Source organism: Streptomyces sp. NPDC002868 (genome assembly GCF_055563295.1).
In genome coordinates this window covers 471,866-491,565 of record NZ_JBVHDR010000001.1, presented here as the reverse complement: position 1 = coordinate 491,565, position 19,700 = coordinate 471,866, and the positions used below count along the sequence as shown (strand labels likewise).

Sequence of the window (19,700 nt, the reverse complement as noted above, 5' to 3'; positions counted from 1 at the left end):
GAGACACCGTGGCGAACCCCAGCACGCGGAGCCGCCGCGCCGGCTCACCCGGAAGCCGGTCCTTGGCCGCGGCCGCCCGTGCCGCAGCCAGACGCGCCGAGCGCACCGGCCCCGACTCCGGTCCCGACTCCGGTCTCGACGACATGCAGGTCCCGGCCCTGGTGGGCGTCGGACGGGTCCTGCATACGGAGGACCCCGTTGAGAAACCCGCTGGGGGGCGGCGCGGACTCATAACCGCTGTGCTCGCCGTCCTGGTCGTGGCGGGGCTGGTCGCGGTCACGGTGCTCGGGTGGAAGTACGGGGACGCCCGGCAGACGGACCGGGCGCGGGCACAGGCGCTGACAACCGCGCAGAAGGCGGCTCCCGTGATCCTGTCGTACGACTACCGGCATCTGGACCGGGATTTCGACGCGGCGCGCGGCCACCTCACGGGTTCCTTCCGTGACGAGTACCGGCGGACGACCACGAAAGTGGTGGCCCCGACCGCCATGAAGTACAAGGGCGTGGTCAAAGCGACGGTCGTGAAGCCTGCGGGCGGTGGCGCGCCGGCGGCATCGGTGGTGTCGGCCTCACCGGACCGGGCCGTCGTCCTGCTCTTCGTCAACCAGGTCACCAGCAGCACCCAGATTTCCGGCCCCCGCGTGGACCTGAACCGGGTACGGATGACCCTCACGCTCACCTCCGGGGGCTGGAAGGTGAGCGCGGTCGACGCCCTGTAGCGCCCGTACGGGCCCCGCCGCGCGGGCCGTACCCACCCGAGACCCACCAAGTGCCTCCCGAGCCGGGACGGCGGAAGCCTGAACAGGCCTTCCGCCCCCGCTCGGGGGGCTCTTTTTGTGGGCCCGCCCTTGACAGCACTCCCGCCCGCCAGGCAATCTTCCGTTAAGCAGAAACTGACTTCCGCAATACGGAAGGAGCGCACCCCTTATGGGATACACGGACCAGCGCTTCGATGTGAACCTTTCGATCCTCTTCACGGAACTCCCGCTCCTGGAGCGCCCGGCGGCCGCGGCCGCCGCCGGCTTCACCGCGGTCGAGCTGTGGTGGCCCTGGATCGAGACCCCCACCCCACCGCAGGCCGAGCTCGACGCCCTCAAGAAGGCGCTCGACGACGCAGGCACCCAGCTGGTGGGCCTGAACTTCTACGCCGGGCAGCTGCCGGGCCCCGATCGCGGCGCGCTCTCCGTGCCCGGCAAGGAGTCCGACCGCTTCCGCGCCAACATCGACGTCGCCGCGGACTTCGCCGCCTCGGCCGGCTGCAAGGCCCTCAACGCGCTGTACGGCAACCGCGTCGAGGGCATCGACCCGCAGATCCAGGACGCCTTCGCCCTGGAGAACCTGGTGCTCGCCGCCCGCGCCGCCGACCGGGTCGGCGCGATCCTGCTGGTCGAGACCTTGAACAAGCCCGAGTCCCCGCTCTACCCGCTGGTGAGCGCCCCGGCCGCGATCGAGGTCGTCGACAAGGTGAACGTGGCGACGGGCCTCGGCAACGCGAAGTTCCTCCTCGACATCTACCACCTGTCGATGAATGGCGAGGACGTCAGCCGGGTCATCACGGCGTACGCCGACAAGACCGGCCACGTCCAGATCGCGGACAGCCCGGGCCGCGGTGCGCCGGGCAGCGGCTCGCTGCCGCTGGAGCAGCTGCTCGACGAGCTGACGAAGGCCGGTTACGACGGCTGGATCGGCCTGGAGTACAAGGCCGGCGACCGCCCGAGCACGGAGTCCTTCGACTGGCTCCCGGCCGAGGCCCGAGCGGCCCGCTGAACTCGCTGACGTACCAAAGCTGTTAGGAAGGCACCCTCATGAGCACTCTCGCTGATTCCTCCCGCCCGGCCCGCCCCGCGATTGCCTGGATCGGCCTCGGCATCATGGGCTCCCCCATGTCCGAGAACCTCCTGAAGGCGGGTTACGACGTCACCGGCTTCACGCTGGAGCAGGACAAGCTGGACCGGCTGGCCGCGGCCGGCGGCACCGCCGCGTCCTCCATCGCCGAGGCCGTCAAGAACGCCGACGTCGTCATCACGATGGTGCCCGCGTCCCCGCACGTCGAGGCAATCGCGTACGGCCCCGACGGCATCCTGGAGAACGCGAAGCCGGGCGCGCTGCTGATCGACATGTCCTCGATCACCCCGCAGACCTCGGTGGACCTGGGCAAGGCCGGCGCGCAGAAGGGCATCCGCGTGCTGGACGCCCCGGTGTCCGGCGGCGAGGCCGGCGCGATCGAGGCCGTACTGTCGATCATGGTCGGCGGCGAGCAGGCCGACTTCGACAGCGCCAGGCCGATTCTCGAGGCCCTCGGCAAGACCATCGTCCTGTGCGGCCCGCACGGCTCCGGCCAGACGGTGAAGGCCGCCAACCAGCTGATCGTCGCGGTCAACATCCAGGCCTGCGCCGAGGCCGTGGTCTTCCTCGAGAAGTCCGGCGTGAACCTCCAGGCGGCCCTGGACGTCCTCAACGGCGGTCTGGCCGGCTCGACGGTGCTGACCCGCAAGAAGGACAACTTCCTCAACCGGGACTTCAAGCCCGGCTTCCGGATCGAGCTGCACCACAAGGACATGGGCATCGTCACCGACGCCGCCCGCAATGTCGGCGCCGCGCTGCCCGTCGGCGCGGTCGTCGCCCAGCTGGTCGCCTCGCTGCGCGCCCAGGGCGACGGCGGCCTCGACCACTCCGCCCTGCTGCGCTCCGTCGAGCGTCTCTCCGGCCAGCAGGTCTGACTCCCAGATTTCCGGGCGGCGTTGGCGCTGACACCTGTCCTGTCGCGCCCAGGCGCCGGCGCCGTCCGGAACACCATCCTTCGTTTTCAACAAACTGTTGACGTGATGTTCGAGTCGAATTTACGCTCCTCGCACCGCCAGCAGCTCCAGCACGGAAGGTCAATCCCGCCACCATGACGCAGCGTGTGCTTACGACCGAGTCAGGCGCCCCGGTCGCCGACAACCAGAACTCCGCCACCGCCGGCGTCGGTGGCCCGCTCCTCCTCCAGGACCAGCACCTGCTGGAGAAGCTCGCCCGCTTCAACCGGGAGCGCATCCCGGAGCGCGTCGTGCACGCCCGCGGCTCCGGCGCGTACGGCTACTTCGAGGTGACGGACGACGTCACCGGCTTCACCAAGGCGGACTTCCTGTCCGAGGTCGGCAAGCGCACGGAGACGTTCATCCGCTTCTCCACCGTCGCCGATTCGCTCGGTGGCGCGGACGCGGTCCGTGACCCTCGCGGCTTCGCGCTCAAGTTCTACACCGAGGACGGGAATTACGACCTCGTCGGCAACAACACCCCGGTGTTCTTCATCAAGGACCCCATCAAGTTCCCGGACTTCATCCACTCGCAAAAGCGCGACCCGTTCACGGGCAAGCAGGAGCCGGACAACGTCTGGGACTTCTGGGCGCACGCCCCCGAGGCGACGCACCAGGTGACCTGGCTGATGGGCGACCGCGGCATCCCCGCCTCGTACCGCCACATGAACGGCTACGGCTCGCACACCTACCAGTGGACCAACGCCGCCGGCGAGGCCTTCTTCGTCAAGTACCACTTCAAGACGAACCAGGGCATCCGCTGCCTGTCGTCCGAGCAGGCCGCGGACACCGCGGGCAAGGACGGCAACAGCCACCAGACGGACCTGCTGCAGGCGATCGAGCGCGGCGTGAACCCGTCCTGGACCCTGTACGTCCAGCTCATGCCGGCCGCCGAGGCGGCGGACTACCGCTTCAACCCGTTCGACCTCACCAAGGTGTGGCCGCACAGCGACTACCCGCTGCAGCGCGTGGGCCGCCTGGTCCTCGACCGCAACCCCGACAACGTCTTCGCCGAGGTCGAGCAGGCCGCGTTCTCGCCGAACAACTTCGTGCCCGGCATCGGTCCTTCGCCGGACAGGATGCTCCAGGGCCGTCTGTTCGCCTATGCGGACGCGCACCGCTACCGCCTGGGCGTCAACCACACCCAGCTGGCGGTGAACGCGCCGAAGGCTGTGTCTGGGGGGTCTGCCGAGAACTACGGCCGCGACGGTCTGATGGCCACGCGCAACGGCTCGCGCCACGACAAGAACTACGAGCCCAACTCGTACGCCGGTCCCGCGCAGACGGACGCCGCCCTGTCGGCCCCGCTCGCCGTCCAGGGCTGGACGGGCACCCACGCGACCCCGATCCACGTCAAGGACGACGACTTCTTCCAGGCGGGCGAGCTGTACCGGCTGATGTCCGAGGAGGAGAAGTCCCGCCTGATCGCCAACATCGCGGGCGGTCTGTCGCAGGTCACCCGCGACGACGTGATCGAGAAGAACCTCGCCCACTTCCACGCCGCCGACGCCGACTACGGCAAGCGCGTCGAGGAGGCGGTCCGCGCGCTGCGCGAGGACTGAGCGAACGGCAACACCCGGGCTGCGTCCGGGACATGACGGGAGGTCATGCCCGGGCGCGAGCCCGCGCCGCGGACCCGGATGAGGGGTGGTCACGCGGAGCGGGCGGAGGCGAGGACCGCGGCGGCAGGCGATGCCAGTGCGGTGGTGAAGGTCCGCGGGTTCTCTTTCTGACCTGAAGGAAGGGAGCCCGGGGAGCAATCTCCGCCGCCGCGGTCCCAGCCCGAAGCGCCCCACGCAGACCATTTCCAGGTGCCGCCCTCGCACCGCTCGGCCCCTGGGGGCCTCTCGCCATGCGGCGAAGCCGCTCATGTCACAGCGAGCGGCTGCGCCGGGCTCCGTCCGTCGTGACGCAATTCCGCCACGCAGTCTCCGCCCGGCCGTGCGAACGACCTGTCGCGGCAGCCTCGCACCGTCGGGCGGCTACAACTCCTCCCCCAAGGCCTGACCTTCACACTGAGGGTCAGGCCTTGAGCGTTTTCCCCGCCTCCAGCAGGGCGGTCACACTCGTACGCAGCGTCCCACGGGCCGGGCATGCGAAACGGCCCCCGCCCCGACACACAGTCGGGACGGGGGCCGTTCACCCCCCCGGCGGCAGGTACGTCAGACCTTCAGCGGCTTGATCGCCGTCGGCGCGTGGCCCGGCTCCGTGGCCAGTTCCTCGAACTCGACGACATTGCTGATGTCCGCCGTCGTGCTCATCGAGATGTTGGTGATCCGCTCCAGGATCGCCTCCACGACGACCGGCACCCGGAACTCCGCGGCCAGCTTCTTGGCCTCCTCGAAGGCCGGCAGCAGCTGGTCCGGCTCGGTGACCCGGATCGCCTTGCAGCCCAGGCCCTCGACGACCTTGACATGGTCGACGCCGTAGACACCCAGCTCCGGGGCGTTGATGTTCTCGAACTCCAGGTTGACCTGGAAGTTGATGTCCAGGCCGATCTGCGCCTGCCGGATCAGGCCCAGGTAGGAGTTGTTCACCAGGACATGGACGTACGGGATCCGGTGCTGCGCGCCGACTGCCAGCTCTTCGATCATGAACTGGAAGTCGTAGTCGCCGGACAGGGCGACGACCGGCGACTCCGGGTCCGCGGTGGCGACTCCGAGCGCGGCCGGGATCGTCCAGCCGAGCGGGCCCGCCTGGCCGCAGTTGATCCAGTGGCGCGGCTTGTAGACGTGCAGCATCTGCGCGCCGGCGATCTGGGAGAGGCCGATGGTGGTGACGTACCGGGTCTCCGGACCGAAGGCCCTGTTCATCTCCTCGTACACGCGCTGCGGCTTCAGCGGCACGTTGTCGAAGTGCGTACGGCGGTGCAGCGTGGCCTTGCGCTCCTGCGTGGAGGCGACCCACTCGGCGCGGTCGGGGAGCTTGCCCGCGGCCTTCAGCTCGCGAGCCACCTCGACGAAGAGCTCCAGCGCGGCCTTGGCGTCGGAGGCGATCCCGTAGTCCGGGGCGAAGATCCTGCCGATCTGGGTGGGCTCGATGTCCACATGGACGAATGTGCGGCCCTTGGTGTAGACGTCAAGCTTGTAGCCGGTGTGGCGGTTGGCCCAGCGGTTGCCGATGCCCAGGACGAAGTCGGACTCCAGGAAGTTCGCGTTGCCGTAGCGGTGCGAGGTCTGCAGGCCGACCATGCCGGCGTTGAGCTCGTGGTCGTCCGGGATGGTGCCCCAGCCCATCAGGGTCGGGATGACCGGCGTGCCGGTGAGCTCGGCGAACTCGACCAGCAGGTCGGAGGCGTCGGCGTTGATGATGCCGCCGCCGGCGACGATCAGCGGGCGCTCCGACTCCAGGAGGAAGGAGATCGCCTTCTCGATCTGGGCGCGGGTGGCGGACGGCTTGTAGACGGGCAGCGGCTCGTACGTCTCCGGGTCGAACTCGATCTCGGTCAGCTGGACGTCGATGGGCAGGTCGATGAGGACCGGTCCCGGACGGCCCGAGCGCATCAGGTGGAAGGCCTGCTGGAAGACGCCGGGGACCTGTGCGGCCTCCAGGACTGTCGTCGCGGCCTTGGTGACCGGCCCCGCGATCGAGGCGATGTCGACGGCCTGGAAGTCCTCCTTGTGGATCACGGAGGTCGGCGCCTGGCCGGTGATGCACAGGATCGGGATCGAGTCGCCGATGGCGGAGTACAGGCCGGTGATCATGTCGGTGCCCGCCGGGCCCGACGTGCCGATGCAGACACCGATGTTGCCGGCGCCCGCGCGGGTGTAGCCCTCCGCCATGTGGGAGGCGCCTTCGACATGGCGGGCGAGCGTGTGGTCGATGCCGCCGGCGGCCTGGAGGGCCTTGTAGAAGGGATTGATGGCCGCGCCCGGCACACCGAACGCGTTCGTGACGCCTTCGCGCTTGAGGATCTCAACTGCCGCTCGGGCAGCGGTCATACGAGGCATGGATGCTCCTGCTTCGGCCAGGCGGAGTCGGACTCTTTCGCGTCACTCGAGAGCTTCGATTCCGTAATGCGGAAGAATAGTTCTGCTATACGGAAGTAATGTAGGACGCGTACGGAACGGCGTCAAGGGATGGCCGAAGTCCCTCCCCAAGGCCTTGCGCTTGGTGGACGATGTACGCCAGTACGAGGGGAAGGGGGGACCCGCGGTGGCCGAGACCGTGCGGGTGCGCTGTCCGTCCTGCCGGCGCGACCATCTGTACGCAGCGCAGGTCTATCCGTGCGCGTGCGGTGCCCCGGTCGCCCCGCCGCTGCTGCGCGCCGCCCCCGCAGAGCCGATCACGCACCGCACCTGGACGGACGACTGGGTGACGGTCCGCTGCCAGCAGTGCGGCCGCCAGGACCAGTGGCCACAGCCGGAGCTCGGCTGCCTGTGCGGCACGGTGCTGCGCGTCCCGGTCCGCCCGGTGAGCACCCCCGCCCCGGCCGCGCCCGACTCGACGGCGTCCTTGGCGGCACGCCCGTTGCACATCCGGCTGCCGAGCACCGCGACAGCCGTGGTGCGCCCCTCTTTCCGCCCGGTCACGATCCGCACCGCGCGGGACGCGGTGACCGCGGCCGCGCTCTATCTGAAGTGGCTGGGGTTCCGGGACGTCGTGCAGCCGGAGGTCCGGCCCTCGTCCGGTATAGATCTGCGCGGCCCTGGCCTGGTTGCCCAGGTCGACCCGTCCACCCGCCCCGCCACGCTGCGCGATGTCGAGTGCCTGTGGCTGAACGGACTGAGCATCTCGGCGTCGAGCGTCTTCTTCTCACTCGCGGGGTACGCGGACGACGCCAGGTCCCGCGCGGACGATCTCGGCATCCCGCTCTTCGTCATGGACCTCACGGGCAGCCCGCAGCCGGTCAACGGCCCGGCGGACGAGCTCATCTCCACCGGCGTCTGACACGGCCCTCACCACGACGCCTCGGGGGCGCGGGCTGCGGGGCCTGAAACGGCTGGGCCATACTCCCCATATGCGTATCCGACCGGCCGCACTCGCCGAACTCCCCCTGCTCCAGGACATCGAGAGGGCGGCCGGCGAGCCCTTCCGCGGCCTCGGCATGGCGGTGATCGCCGACGACGAGCCCCCGGCGCTCGACCTGCTGGAGCGCTACCGTCGCCTGGGCCACGCCTGGGTGTCGGCCGACGCCGCCGACCGTCCGGTCGCGTATCTGATCTCCGACACGATCGACGGCGCAGCCCATATCGAGCAGGTCTCGGTCCACCCGGCCGCCGCCCGCCGAGGGCTCGGCAGCGCCCTGATCGACCACCTCGCCGCGTGTGCGGCCGCCGACGGGCTGACGGCTCTCACCCTCACCACCTTCGCCGAGGTCCCGTGGAACGCGCCGTACTACACACGCCTTGGCTTCCGCTCGCTGACCGATGCCGAACTCACCGAAGGACTGCGGGAGATCAGACGCGCGGAGGCCCGGCACGGCCTGGACCACTGGCCGCGGGTGTGCATGCGCCGGGAGCTGGCCGGCTCTCCTCCGCAGAGCCGTACCGCCGGCGCAGCTCCACCTTTCTGACCTTCCCGCTCACCGTCATCGGGAAATCGGCGAGGATCTCGAGACGGCGCGGGATCTTGTAGTGCGCGAGCTGTTCCCGGCAGAACGCGGCGATGTCGTCCAGGGTCGGCGGGTCCGCGGGATCGCGGGGGACGACGCAGGCCAGGATCTCCTCGCCGTAGCGCTCGTCGGGGACGCCGACCACCTGGACGTCCGCGATCTTGGGGTGGCCGTACAGAAACTCCTCGATCTCACGCGGATAGACGTTCTCACCGCCCCTGATGATCATGTCCTTGATCCGGCCGACGATCTGGACGTAGCCGTCCTCGCGCATCACCGCCAGGTCGCCGGTGTGCATCCAGCGGCCCGCGTCGATGGCCTCTGCGGTCTTCTCCGGCTCGTTCCAGTAGCCGAGCATCACGCTGTAGCCGCGGGTACGCAGCTCACCGGCCTCCCCGCGGGGCAGGGTCACACCGGTGACCGGGTCGACGATCTTGACCTCGACATGGGGCAGCACCCTGCCCACCGTGCCGGTGCGGCGCTCCAGATCGTCGTCGCGCCGGGTCTGGGTGGAGACCGGCGAGGTCTCCGTCATGCCGTAACAGATCGACACCTCCGCCATGTTCATCTCGGCGACGACCCGCTTCATCACCTCCACCGGGCAGGGCGAGCCCGCCATGATGCCGGTGCGCAGGGTGGACACGTCGTACGAGGCGAAGTCCGCAAGGTTCAGCTCGGCAATGAACATCGTCGGGACCCCGTAGAGCGAGGTGCAGCGCTCTTCGGCGACCGCACTGAGAGTGGCCGTCGCATCGAAGGAGGGAGCCGGAATGACCATGCACGCGCCGTGCGAAGTGGCGGCGAGATTGCCCATGACCATGCCGAAGCAGTGATAGAAGGGCACCGGCAGACAGATCCGGTCCTGCTCGGTGTAGGCGATCATCTCCCCCACGAAATAGCCGTTGTTGAGGATGTTGTGGTGGGAGAGCGTCGCGCCCTTGGGGAAGCCGGTGGTGCCCGAGGTGTACTGGATGTTGACCGGGTCGTCGCAGGACAACTCGGCCTCGCGGGAGGCCAGTTGCTCGTCGGTGACGGTACCGGCCGCGTCCAGGAGCACGTCCCAGGAGCCGTCCTCGATGTAGTGGACGGCCCGCAGCTCGGGGCAGCGCGGGCGCACCTGCTCCACCAGCGCCCGGTAGTCGCTGGTCTTGTGCCGCTGCGAGGCGCACAGCACCGAGATCCCGGCCTGTTTCAGTACGTACTCGAGCTCGTGCGCCCGGTACGCCGGATTGATGTTCACCATGATCGCGCCGATCCGGGCGGTGGCGTACTGCACGAGCACCCACTCGGCGCAGTTGACCGCCCAGATCCCGACGCGGTCGCCCTTGGCGACTGCGGTCCCGAGCAGCCCGCGCGCCAGCTGGTCCACCGCCGAGCCGAATTCGGCATACGTCCAGCGGGTGCCCGCGGGCACGTCCACCAGCGCCTCGCGGTCGGGATACGCGGCGATCGTCCGGTCGAGGTTCTGGCCGATGGTGTCACCGAGCAGCGCCGTCGTGCCGGTGCCGTGCGCGTAGGAGAGCGTCACCGCAGGTTCCCCTCGTCGTACTCGGCGGCCGAGCCGTCGGCCGTACGCTCGCGCAGCTCGATCCGGCGGATCTTCCCCGAGACGGTCTTGGGCAGCTCCGCGAACTCAAGACGGCGGATGCGCTTGTACGGGGCGAGGACGGAGCGCGAGTGCTCGAAGAGCAGCTTCGCCGTGCCGGGGCCCGGCTCCCAGCCCTCCGCCAGCACGATGTACGCCTTCGGCACGGCGAGCCGCACCGGGTCGGGTGCGGGCACCACCGCCGCCTCCGCCACCGCCTCGTGCTCCAGCAGTGCGCTCTCCAGCTCGAACGGCGAGATCTTGTAGTCGGACGCCTTGAAGACGTCGTCGGAGCGCCCGACGTAGGTGATGTATCCGTCGGCGTCGCGCGCGCCGATGTCGCCGGTGCGGTAGAAGCCGCCGGCCATCGCCTCGGCCGTACGCTCCGGGTCCCCGTGGTACCCGGTCATCAGGCCGACCGGACGGCCGGACAGATCCAGCGAGATCTCGCCCTCCGTGGCGCCCGGCTCGCCCGTCACCGGGTCCAGGAGCACCACCTGGTAGCCGGGGCTCGGACGGCCCATTGAGCCGGCCTTCAGCAGCTGACCTGGGCTGTTGGAGACCTGTGCGGCCGTCTCCGTCTGCCCGAACCCGTCCCGGACGGTGACGCCCCACTCGCGTCGTACGGTCTCGATGACCTCGGGGTTGAGCGGCTCTCCGGCCGCGACCACCTCGCGCGGCGGCGTACGCAGCTGGCCGAGGTCCGCCTGGATCAGCATCCGCCACACGGTGGGCGGGGCGCAGAAGCTGGTCACTCCCGCGCGGTCCATCTCCGCCATCAGCCGGGCCGCGTCGAAGCGCGTGTAGTTGTGGATGAAGACGGTCGCCTCGGCGTTCCAGGGCGCGAAGAGATTGGACCAGGCGTGCTTGGCCCAGCCGGGCGAGGAGATGTTCAGATGCACATCGCCCGGCTTGAGCCCGATCCAGTACATGGTCGCCAAGTGGCCGACGGGGTACGAGAGATGGGTGTGCTCGACCAGCTTGGGGCGGGCGGTCGTGCCGGAGGTGAAGTAGAGCATCAGCGGGTCGTGGGCGTGCGTGACACCGTCGGGCTCGAAGTCATCCGGCGCGGAGAACGCCCCGTCGAATTCGAGCCAGCCCGGAACGTCGGCCGCGCCCCGGTCCGCCACCGCGATTCTGGTGTAGTCCCCCGGCACCTCGGCGAATTTGGCGGTGTCCGCCTCCCGCACGATGACGTGCCGGGCGCGTCCACGTTCGATCCGGTCCCTGAGGTCCAGCGGGCCGAGCAGCGGGGTCGCGGGGATGACGACCGCCCGCAGCTTCATCGCTGCGAGCGCGATCATCCACAGCTCCTGCTGGTTGCCGAGCATCACGAGGATCCGGTCCCCGGCTCGTACACCCTGCGCCCGCAGCCAGTTGGCGACCCGGTTCGAGCGTACGGACATCTCACCGAACGAGACGGTGATCTCACGACCGTCCTCCTCGACGATGTGCAGCGCGGTCCTGTCGTTGCCGGTGGCGATCTCGTCGAACCAGTCCAGCGCCCAGTTGAAGCGCTCGGGCCGCGGCCAGGCGAAGCCTTCGTACGCCGTCGCGTAGTCCTCCCGGTGCTCCAGCAGAAAGTCCCGGGCTGCCCGGAAACTTTCCGTCGCGCTGCCTGAAGTCATGTGTCCTCCTCATTGCGGGACCGGCTACCGACATCGTGTAATCAGTGACTCAGGTCTCACTACCCCCGTACGGGGGTGACCCAGCACGGAGGAAGAGGACGTGCACGAGCCGGCCGATGCGGTGGAGATGCGAGCGGCGCTGCTGCGGCTGCGCCGGACGACCGGGCTGCCGGTCGCCTTCGGCGGTCTGCTGCACGACGCACGCCAGCTGCGGATCGCCGAACTGAGCGGCGCGGCGACGGGCGCGCTGCGGGGCCTCGCGATATGCGCGGGCAACGGCCTCGGCGGCAAGTCCATCGCGCTGTCCCGGCCGTGCGCGGTGACCGACTACCGCTCGGCGCGGCACATCAGCCACGAGTACGACGCGGCGGTCGCGACGGAGGGGCTGCGCTCGGTGCTCGCGGTGCCCGTCGTCGTACGGCGCAAGGTACGGGGCGTGCTCTACGGCGCGCTGCGTGAGCCGATGGCGATGGGCGACCGGACCTTCGACGCCGCGGTGGCGGCGGCGCGCGATGTGGAGCAGACGCTGGTCGTACGGGACGAGGTGCAGCGGCTGCTGGCGGCGGCGCGGGAGCCGGTGGCGGGTCCCGGGGCGTGGGAGGAGGTCCGCGAGGCACACGGCGAGCTGCGGGCGCTGGCCCCGCGGATCGTCGACCAGGCGCTGCGGGAGACGCTGCTGTCGGTCTGCGGCCGGCTGGCGACCGCGGCGGGCGGTCGGCCGCGCGAGCACACGGTCACGCTGACGCCGCGCGAGCTGGACGTGCTGGCGTGCGTCGCGGCGGGCTCGACGAACGCGGCCGCGGCCGAGCGGCTCGGCCTGAAGCCGGAGACGGTGAAGGGCTATCTGCGGTCCGCGATGCGGAAGTTGGGGGCGCACACCCGACTGGAGGCGGTGGTGGCGGCGCGTCGCGCGCGGCTGCTGCCGTAACCGCCTCCGGCGGGGCTTGCCCCCTCCCCGCCCCTTCCCGAAACCGGGGCTTCGCCCCGGACCCCACTCCTCAATCGCCTCAGGGGCCGAAACCGCGGCTCTATGCGCGCAGCCGGGCATCGCGTTGAATGACGGGATGGTGTCGACGGACCGCTTCCTCGCATTCGCCGCGATGTCCCTGCTGGTGATCGTGATCCCGGGGCCGAGCGTGCTCTTCGTGATCGGCCGGGCTCTCGCCCATGGCCGCCGGACTGCGGTGGCCACCGCCCTGGGCAATGTCTTCGGCTCGTACGTCCTGGTCGTGGCCGTCGCGCTGGGCGTCGGCGCGCTGGTGGAGCGGTCGGCCACGGTGTTCATGGCGGTGAAGCTGGCGGGCGCGGCGTATCTGGTCTTCCTCGGTGTGCAGGCTTTCCGGCACCGCAAGGGCATGAAGGTCTCGGACATGGCCGCCCCGGCAGGACCGGCGCGCGGCGATGTCCGTACGGTCGTGGACGGCATCCTGGTGGGCGTCACCAACCCCAAGGGCATCGTCTTCTTCGCCGCGGTGCTGCCGCAGTTCGTGGACCACTCGGCGGGCCATCTGCCCGCGCAGATGCTGCTGCTCGGCCTGGTCCCGATCTCGATCGGCCTGGTGACGGACACGCTCTGGGGTCTGGGCGCGGCGGCGGCGCGCGGCTGGTTCGCCCGCTCGGAGCGCCGGCTGTCGATGGTCGGCGGCGCGGGCGGGTTCGCGATGATCGGCCTGGGCGTGACGGTGGCGGCGACGGGCCGCGCGGACTGACTCCCGCTTCCCGCTACTCGCTGAAGGTCCCGAAGCGGATGTCGTACGCGCCGGCCGAGGACATGGCGGTGAGCATCCGCTCTCCCTCCTCGGCCACGGCGCCCTGCTGCGCGCGGGTCAGCGTCCCGAAGGCCTGGACGGTCACGGTCGCGGTCTCGTCGGTCTCGGTCAGCCGCCAGATCCCGGCGAGGTAGCCGTCGACGAGGAGGGTCGAGTACGCCTGGTTGCCCTTCCAGGTGCTCGTCTTGTACTTCTCGGGCACGAGGCGGCTGCGGTCTGCGTGCGAGAGCAGCAGATTGTCGAACTCGGGGAGGAAGCGGGGCGGCGCCGGGGTCCCGGGGTCCGGCCGGGGCCCGTCGGGGAGGTCGAAGAGCTCGACGCCGTTCTCGTCCTGGAAGACGGCCAGCCGCGGCCGCAGCCGCTCGAAGACCTCCCGCATCCGGGTCAGCCCGGACCAGATCTGCATGTCTTTGACGGAGGCGGGGCCGAAGGCCGCGAGGTAGCGGAGCACGGTGGCATCGGGCGCGGGCGCGGGCTCCGGCCTCCGGCCGAACCAGTGCTCGGCGGTGGTGAGCGTGACCTGGCCGCTCCTGCCCCACAGACCGCGCGGGGTGACCTGCACCAGCGGCAGTACGCAGCGGGCGGCGACGGACAGGGCGAACGGATCGGCGTCCGGCCACTGTTTCAGCAGCGCCTCACGCAGCTCCTTCATGGTCCGGGGCTGCTCCTGGACCAGCTCACGGCTGAGGGCGCCGAGCCGGGCCAGATCGACTCCGGCCAGGCCCGACCGGAACTGCTTGAGCTCCCTGTCGCGCGCGGCCTGGACCAGCGGCCGCAGGGTGAGGCAGTCCTCGGCGGTGTGCGTATGGATGGTGGAACGCATGGTGACCAGTCGCGCGACCTCGCGGGATGCCATCAGCGCGGAGAGCTCTGCGGGGTCGAAGCCGTCCAGCCGGGCCGCGAGGGCGAAGTACGGCGGCTTCACGTTCTGCGCCTGAAGGCCGACGAGGTGCTCGACGGCGCCCTTGACGGACATCGCGGACTTGGGGGCGCGGCGCAGCAGGAGCTGACGCTGAAGCGTTGCGCGGTTGAGGGCGCGGTTGCCGAGTACGGGGTACGTCGTCTTCGAGGCCATGCGCCACACGCTACTCAGGCTTGCGGACAACTCCTGTCCGCAATGAGGAGGCCCTGTCGCTGCCCCGTCATGCCGGGGCAATTCGACGCGGATATCCTGCTCCGAGGCCGCAAGGGCGCACGTTACGGGTTCGATGTGGAGGTGAGACCCGCGATGCCGCTGTCCCCGAAGAAGCACCAATGGCGCCGCCGGCCCCTGCCGCCCACGAGCCCGCCGTCAAAGGCCCCCACGACCGCCGAGCCTGCCGCCCCCGCCCCCGTACACAAGGACCAGGGAAGCGTCGTCCAGGCCGCGCTCTACCGCGAGGGCAACCGTGTCGCGACGCCCGACTCGCTCGCCGAGACCTTCCGCAAGCTGCGCGAGTTCCCCGACGGTATGGCGTGGATCGGGCTGCACCGCCCCACCGAGGCCGAAGTCCATTCGCTCGCCGACGAGTTCGACCTGCATGAACTCGCCGTCGAGGACGCCCTGGAGGCCCACCAGCGCCCGAAGCTCGAACGGTACGGCGACACCCTGTTTGTGGTGCTGCGCGCCGCCCGCTATCTCGATGCCCAGGAGGAGGTCGAGTTCGGCGAGCTGCACGTCTTCCTGGGCAAGGACTTCCTGATCACGGTCCGCCACGGCGCGGCCCCCGACCTGTCCGCGGTACGCCGCCGCATGGAGGAGACCCCGGAGCTGCTGGCCCTCGGCCCGGAGGCGGTGCTGTACGCGATCCTGGACGCCGTGGTCGACGGCTACGCCCCGGTGGTGGCGGGCGTGCAGAACGACATCGACGAGATCGAGACCGAGGTCTTCAGCGGCGACCCCGAGGTGTCCCGCCGTATCTACGAACTCTCCCGCGAAATGGTCGAGTTCCAGCGCGCCACCCGCCCCCTGGTCGGCATGCTGCACGCCCTGATGGCGGGCTTCGCCAAGTACGGCACGGATGAGGAGCTGCAGCGCTATCTCCGTGACGTCGCCGACCACGTCACGCACACGAGCGAGCGCGTGGACGGCTTCCGCCAGGCGCTCACGGAAATCCTCACGGTGAACGCGACGCTGGTGACGCAGCAGCAGAACGCGGAGATGCGGGCGCTGGCGGAGGCGGGCTTCGAGCAGAACGAGGAAATCAAGAAGATCTCCTCCTGGGCGGCCATTCTGTTTGCACCCACGCTAGTGGGAACAATTTACGGAATGAACTTCGAAGCCATGCCGGAGCTGAGCTGGGCGTTCGGATACCCCTTCGCTGTAGCTCTGATGGCCGTTGTTTGCGTGAGTTTGTACTTCATCTTCAAGCGACGGGATTGGCTTTAGGCCACCACCCGGTTCGCACCGACGGCGTCGAATTTGCTATCGCGCACACATCATCACGGCACTCCACACGCGCTGGGGAGAATCAGCGCTCATGATCTCCTCTACCTTCCGATCGGCAACCGCCGGCCCCTTTGTCGATGCAGACCGCAGCGCCCCTTCCAGCTCGCAGGGCTCAGTAGCAATCGACCGGGCCAACGCCCCTGTCTTCTCTGAGGACCAGAAGCAGTTCCCGTACCCGGTTGAGGTGATCCGGTTGATCGCATCAGCGACACCACGCGCAGACGGCTGCAGCGTTCGCTGGACCTGGAGGACGCGCGGCTCCCCGCAGCGTGAGGCAGCCGCGGGTGCGTCGGGGCCGCTGGTGGCCTGCGAGGCGCCTGCCCCTGCTCGGAGAGGGCACTGCGCAGCTGGAGGGCCGGGAACCTGACTCTCCAAGTCCCCTGCGATGAGGCACCATTGACCGGCTTTAGCGCCATGTGTACGCCTTAGCCGTTGTGCTGCACGATCTCGCTCGGCGAAGCTGCTTTCACGTCGGCCACCTGAACCGCGGACGATCGCCCCATCACCTGCCTGCTCCCCGAGCCCGGAAGCGCGTGACCCGCCCCATGGACACAAACCCCCGCGCCACACTGAGAATCCTCGACGGCCGCCACGAGCTCGCGCTCCTCGGCCTGACCCGGGACGAGGTGTCCTTCTGGGCGCAGATCACCGTCGGTGCCCCCGCTCGTCTCCTGGGCGCCACGGAGGCCATTTGATCGTCGGCGGGCTCATTTCCCTGTTTCTGCCTCCAAGTCGCTCCAGCTATCCAGGACGTGCGCTATCCGTAGCCGCAGTGTTGGCCTGCCTGGTTTCCCTGCCGAAACCTGCGTCGCGAATCCGCGCGTATCGCACGTAATGCACACCGCGGACCGGGACGCGTTTGTGCGAAGTGTTGTGGGCCTGTTTCCAGGCGGGCAGTTCCTCGTCCTCGCTTCGGCGTCCATGCGGGATGCCCAGGCCGGTGTCCCGGTAGCCGCCGTCGGCGATGGTCGTGGTGCTGCCGACGGCGGCCCTGGCACCGGACTCGGCCCAGGCCCGACAGTCGTTGAGATTGCCCGGCAGCGGCCGGCCGACCACGACTACCAGGCGGGTGTCGGCGTCGATGACCACTTGGTGGTTGGTCAGGAGGGTTCCGACGCTGTGATCACACCAGCCACAGTCGAGATCGTCTCATGGCATGGTCGCCTCGCTTATCGGGACGCAGTGACTACGATCCAGCCGCAGCGAGATCACCCAAGTCGGCCCCCGAGGTACGGTCTTCATGTGATCTACCTGATTGGCGGCCCGCCCCGGGTGGGCAAGAGCACCCTCGCGTGGATGCTGCTGGACCCAGAGGGCCTCCCGGGTTGCCCGACCGACGCTCTGGTGTCGATGCTGCAGCGCGCTGCCCCTGAGCACGGCGTGCGGCATGGTACGCATTCGGACAAGGCAGTGCTCGCTCAGCCGTTCCTCATTGAGTTCATCCGTGCAGCTGCGGAGGCTCTTGATGACTCCGATCCCCAAGATGGCTATGTGGTCGAGGGCGACATCGTCACACCGGCGGCGGCCACGGCCGCCGCCGGTGTCGGGATGCCACTGACCTCCGTATTCCTCGGAAATACAAAGCTGACCCCCGAACACCTGCGGGCCGCCCCGGACTGGCTCAAGGGAGCCGATGACACCACCTACCGGGAGATCGCCGCATGGGTCAGGGACCAGAGCGCTGCCCTGCGCAAAGCGTGTACGGCCGGCGGGCACGTCTACATCGAGTTGGGGACCGGCTACACGCAGGGCATCGAGCGGGCCTACTCGGCACTGTTAGAGAGGACTGGGCCGTCCAGCGCCAGCACCCTCCCCAGGGGCTCTGTTTGATGCCACGCGGACGTCCCCGGGTCCCTCAGGAGCCCTCCTCCAGGCCGAGGGAGGACCGCAGCTCCCGGTGGGCCTTTCCGGTGCCGCCGCCCTCCTGACCTTCCAGCAGGGCAGCGGCGATGGCGTCCAGCTTGCTCTGGACCGCCCGTTCGGCCCGCAGCTCGGAGTTCTTGAGCAAGGCCAGCAGGAGCAGGGTCACCGCCGACATCGCCTCGCCCGCGAACAGGAGCCACTTGATCGGCAGGCCGATCAGGTGCAGTACGACAGCCACGGCGACCAGGATCAGGCAGGCCACGAAGAACGTCGCTGAGCTGGTGAACAGTGAGGCATTCTCGGCCAGCCTCTCGAACGGTTTGTTCCGCGAGCCACCTCGGTCGGACGGGTGCTTGAGAATCATGCGACTTCTCTACAGCGGACCGTGGCCCGCCCGGCGCTGCCACGCACACTGACGGACCGGCTTGAGCAGTCGGTCAGCCTGTTTGTCGCAAGGGGGCGCTGGCGTGGTGCAGGCTCTTGATTGCTTGCCTGTAGGAGTCGATCAGTCCCGTCTGGAGGTACGGCACGTCCAGTTGCTCGCAGTACCGGCGGACGATGGCCTGGGCGTGTCGCAGATTCGGTGACGGCATGCTGGGAAACAGGTGGTGTTCGATCTGGTAGTTCAGGCCGCCCAGGATGACGTCGGTGATCCGTCCGCCGCGGACATTGCGTGAGGTGAGGACTTGGCGGCGCAGGAAGTCGGGGCGGTGCGGGCCGGTCAGGGTGGGCATCCCCTTGTGGTTGGGCGCGAAGATGGAGCCCAGGTACACCCCGAACAGGCACTGGTGCACAGCGAGAAAGGCCACGGCCTTGCCCGGCGGCAGGACGGCGAACAGCAGGGCGCAGTAGAGCGTGAAGTGTCCGAACAGCAGGATGCCTTCCAGGTGGCGCTGTTTGAGGGAACGGTCCGCGAGGGCACGGACGCCGGCTACGTGGAGGTTGAATCCCTCCAGGGTGAGGAGCGGCAGGAAGAGGACGGACTGGACCCTTCCGACCATGCGGGGCAGCTTTGAGGCTTGGCGGGCCTGGGCCTGGCTCCAGACAAAGATGTCGGGTGCGACGTCCGGGTCGAGGTCCTCGTGGTTGGGGTTGGCGTGGTGGCGGGAGTGTTTGTCCTGCCACCATGCGTATCCCATCCCGATCCCGAGGTTTCCCGCTAGGCGACCTGCGCGGGCGCTCGCTTTCTTGCGCCTGAACACCTGCCGGTGCCCCACGTCGTGCGCGACCAGAGCCACCTGTCCGAACACCCCCGCCAGAACAACACCAACGGCGAGCGTCCACCAACTGTTGCCCACCAGCAGGAAGGCACCCCAGCCGGCCAGGTACAGGGCAACGACGAGCACCATGCGCACGGCGTAGTAGGCGGGGCGGCGACGCATCAGACCGGCCTGCTTGATCTGTTTCGACAACCGGGCGAAGTCACTGCCGCCCGTTGGGTGACTTTCAGCAGCGGATGAGCGGAGCGGCGCCTGGGTACTCATGACCGTTCCTCAGTCCCGGATGCCGGGCTCATCCCACTCAGGCTGCCTGCAACGCCAGACCGTTTGCCAGAACCGCGATCCGTCCGGACCGTCTCGTACCGAAGCTGATGAGGGTGGCCTTGAGGGGACGTGACGTGGACGAGCTGTTGTTCCGACATCGTGGTCAGTCCATGTGTGTGGGTCGGAAAGAGGGCGCGGGGCATATACCGGGCGTTGGGGTCGTCGGCGAGGTTCGCCGTCGGCGTCAGAGGGCCGATGCCTGGCGTGGGGCCCGCGATCACGAGGCACTTGCCGGGAAGAGGCGCAGTACCGGAGCGGTGACGGGCCATCGATGAGGAAGCGGGTACCGGTCACGGCCAAGAACCGGACGACAGCGGGCAACGCACCGTGCAGACGCACAGAACCTCCCTGATACCGGCCCGATGTGCGGGCGGACAGCAGAGTATTCAGACCGCTGACGTCGCAGAACGTCAGCCCCCTGACATCGATTTCGATGTCCAAGTCCACCAAGAGGATGTGCGCAATATTCATAGCGCCTCAGTCAGAAACGGCCCGACACCGCAGCAACACACCCGGGGTCAGGCGGTCCCG

The 19,700-nt window shown here is 69.1% G+C and carries 18 protein-coding genes and 1 pseudogene; 11 read left to right on the top strand and 8 right to left on the bottom strand.

Features of this window, described 5'->3' with window-relative positions; genetic code table 11:
* The first annotated feature begins 8 nt into the window (after positions 1-8).
* The 4 genes from ACZ3H8_RS02270 to ACZ3H8_RS02255 all read left to right on the top strand — a co-directional run bounded on the left by ACZ3H8_RS02270 (position 9) and on the right by ACZ3H8_RS02255 (position 4,360).
* The gene (locus ACZ3H8_RS02270; RefSeq protein ID WP_467396401.1) at positions 9-719 is read left to right on the top strand and encodes a hypothetical protein; all 711 of its coding nucleotides are present in this window, start codon (positions 9-11) and stop codon (positions 717-719) included.
* Between the two features lie 208 nt (positions 720-927).
* On the top strand, positions 928-1,767 hold the full coding sequence (locus tag ACZ3H8_RS02265) for a TIM barrel protein (protein WP_467396399.1): 840 nt from the start codon (positions 928-930) through the stop codon (positions 1,765-1,767).
* Positions 1,768-1,805: 38 nt separating this feature from the next.
* Positions 1,806-2,720, top strand: a complete 915-nt coding sequence (locus tag ACZ3H8_RS02260) for a 2-hydroxy-3-oxopropionate reductase (RefSeq protein ID WP_467396396.1) — start codon at positions 1,806-1,808, stop codon at positions 2,718-2,720.
* A 173-nt stretch (positions 2,721-2,893) separates the two neighbouring features.
* On the top strand, positions 2,894-4,360 hold the full coding sequence (locus tag ACZ3H8_RS02255; RefSeq protein ID WP_467396394.1) for a catalase: 1,467 nt from the start codon (positions 2,894-2,896) through the stop codon (positions 4,358-4,360).
* A 600-nt stretch (positions 4,361-4,960) separates the two neighbouring features.
* Here the strand turns inward: ACZ3H8_RS02255 and gcl are convergent.
* On the bottom strand, positions 4,961-6,748 hold the full coding sequence (gcl, locus tag ACZ3H8_RS02250) for a glyoxylate carboligase (RefSeq protein WP_467396392.1): 1,788 nt from the start codon (positions 6,746-6,748) through the stop codon (positions 4,961-4,963).
* Between the two features lie 205 nt (positions 6,749-6,953).
* Here gcl and ACZ3H8_RS02245 point away from each other — a divergent pair, with 205 nt between their 5' ends.
* Both ACZ3H8_RS02245 and ACZ3H8_RS02240 read left to right on the top strand, forming a co-directional pair.
* Positions 6,954-7,688 (top strand): hypothetical protein, encoded by a 735-nt coding sequence (locus tag ACZ3H8_RS02245; protein ID WP_467396390.1) that lies wholly within the window; start codon positions 6,954-6,956, stop codon positions 7,686-7,688.
* A 70-nt stretch (positions 7,689-7,758) separates the two neighbouring features.
* Positions 7,759-8,313, top strand: a complete 555-nt coding sequence (locus ACZ3H8_RS02240; protein ID WP_467396388.1) for a GNAT family N-acetyltransferase — start codon at positions 7,759-7,761, stop codon at positions 8,311-8,313.
* Here the strand turns inward: ACZ3H8_RS02240 and ACZ3H8_RS02235 are convergent.
* Both ACZ3H8_RS02235 and ACZ3H8_RS02230 read right to left on the bottom strand, forming a co-directional pair.
* Entirely contained in the window at positions 8,198-9,880 is a 1,683-nt protein-coding gene (locus tag ACZ3H8_RS02235) for an AMP-binding protein (protein WP_467396386.1), read from the bottom strand. The genes ACZ3H8_RS02240 and ACZ3H8_RS02235 overlap by 116 nt on opposite strands.
* Positions 9,877-11,565: an AMP-binding protein gene (locus tag ACZ3H8_RS02230; protein WP_467396384.1), complete on the bottom strand. Its 1,689-nt coding sequence runs from the start codon at positions 11,563-11,565 to the stop codon at positions 9,877-9,879. Before ACZ3H8_RS02230 ends, ACZ3H8_RS02235 begins: the two co-directional genes overlap by 4 nt.
* 100 nt (positions 11,566-11,665) lie before the next feature.
* Here ACZ3H8_RS02230 and ACZ3H8_RS02225 point away from each other — a divergent pair, with 100 nt between their 5' ends.
* Positions 11,666-12,493, top strand: a complete 828-nt coding sequence (locus ACZ3H8_RS02225; RefSeq protein WP_467396382.1) for a helix-turn-helix transcriptional regulator — start codon at positions 11,666-11,668, stop codon at positions 12,491-12,493.
* 136 nt (positions 12,494-12,629) lie between these two features.
* A complete protein-coding gene (locus ACZ3H8_RS02220; protein WP_467396380.1) occupies positions 12,630-13,274 on the top strand; it encodes a LysE family translocator in 645 nt (214 codons plus the stop codon).
* Between the two features lie 13 nt (positions 13,275-13,287).
* Here ACZ3H8_RS02220 and ACZ3H8_RS02215 read toward each other — a convergent pair whose 3' ends face one another.
* Entirely contained in the window at positions 13,288-14,409 is a 1,122-nt protein-coding gene (locus ACZ3H8_RS02215; protein WP_467396378.1) for a winged helix DNA-binding domain-containing protein, read from the bottom strand.
* Positions 14,410-14,562: 153 nt separating this feature from the next.
* Here ACZ3H8_RS02215 and ACZ3H8_RS02210 point away from each other — a divergent pair, with 153 nt between their 5' ends.
* Both ACZ3H8_RS02210 and ACZ3H8_RS02205 read left to right on the top strand, forming a co-directional pair.
* On the top strand, positions 14,563-15,702 hold the full coding sequence (locus ACZ3H8_RS02210; RefSeq protein ID WP_467396376.1) for a magnesium and cobalt transport protein CorA: 1,140 nt from the start codon (positions 14,563-14,565) through the stop codon (positions 15,700-15,702).
* Positions 15,703-16,307: 605 nt separating this feature from the next.
* Positions 16,308-16,457, top strand: coding sequence for a hypothetical protein (locus ACZ3H8_RS02205; protein ID WP_467396374.1), 150 nt, complete (start codon positions 16,308-16,310; stop codon positions 16,455-16,457).
* Positions 16,458-16,572: 115 nt separating this feature from the next.
* Here the strand turns inward: ACZ3H8_RS02205 and ACZ3H8_RS02200 are convergent.
* A pseudogene (locus ACZ3H8_RS02200) lies at positions 16,573-16,863 on the bottom strand (IS5/IS1182 family transposase); the annotation flags it as partial.
* A gap of 141 nt (positions 16,864-17,004) precedes the next feature.
* Between ACZ3H8_RS02200 and ACZ3H8_RS02195 the strand changes: the two are divergent.
* Complete coding sequence (locus ACZ3H8_RS02195; protein ID WP_467396372.1) at positions 17,005-17,592, top strand: hypothetical protein; 588 nt, start codon at positions 17,005-17,007, stop codon at positions 17,590-17,592.
* 25 nt (positions 17,593-17,617) lie between these two features.
* Here the strand turns inward: ACZ3H8_RS02195 and ACZ3H8_RS02190 are convergent, their stop codons facing one another.
* The 3 genes from ACZ3H8_RS02190 to ACZ3H8_RS02180 form a co-directional block, all read right to left on the bottom strand.
* Positions 17,618-17,989, bottom strand: a complete 372-nt coding sequence (locus tag ACZ3H8_RS02190; RefSeq protein WP_467396370.1) for a low affinity iron permease family protein — start codon at positions 17,987-17,989, stop codon at positions 17,618-17,620.
* A 73-nt stretch (positions 17,990-18,062) separates the two neighbouring features.
* On the bottom strand, positions 18,063-19,109 hold the full coding sequence (locus ACZ3H8_RS02185; protein WP_467396368.1) for a fatty acid desaturase family protein: 1,047 nt from the start codon (positions 19,107-19,109) through the stop codon (positions 18,063-18,065).
* Between the two features lie 9 nt (positions 19,110-19,118).
* On the bottom strand, positions 19,119-19,640 hold the full coding sequence (locus ACZ3H8_RS02180) for an STAS domain-containing protein (protein WP_467396366.1): 522 nt from the start codon (positions 19,638-19,640) through the stop codon (positions 19,119-19,121).
* Positions 19,641-19,700: the final 60 nt, after the last annotated feature.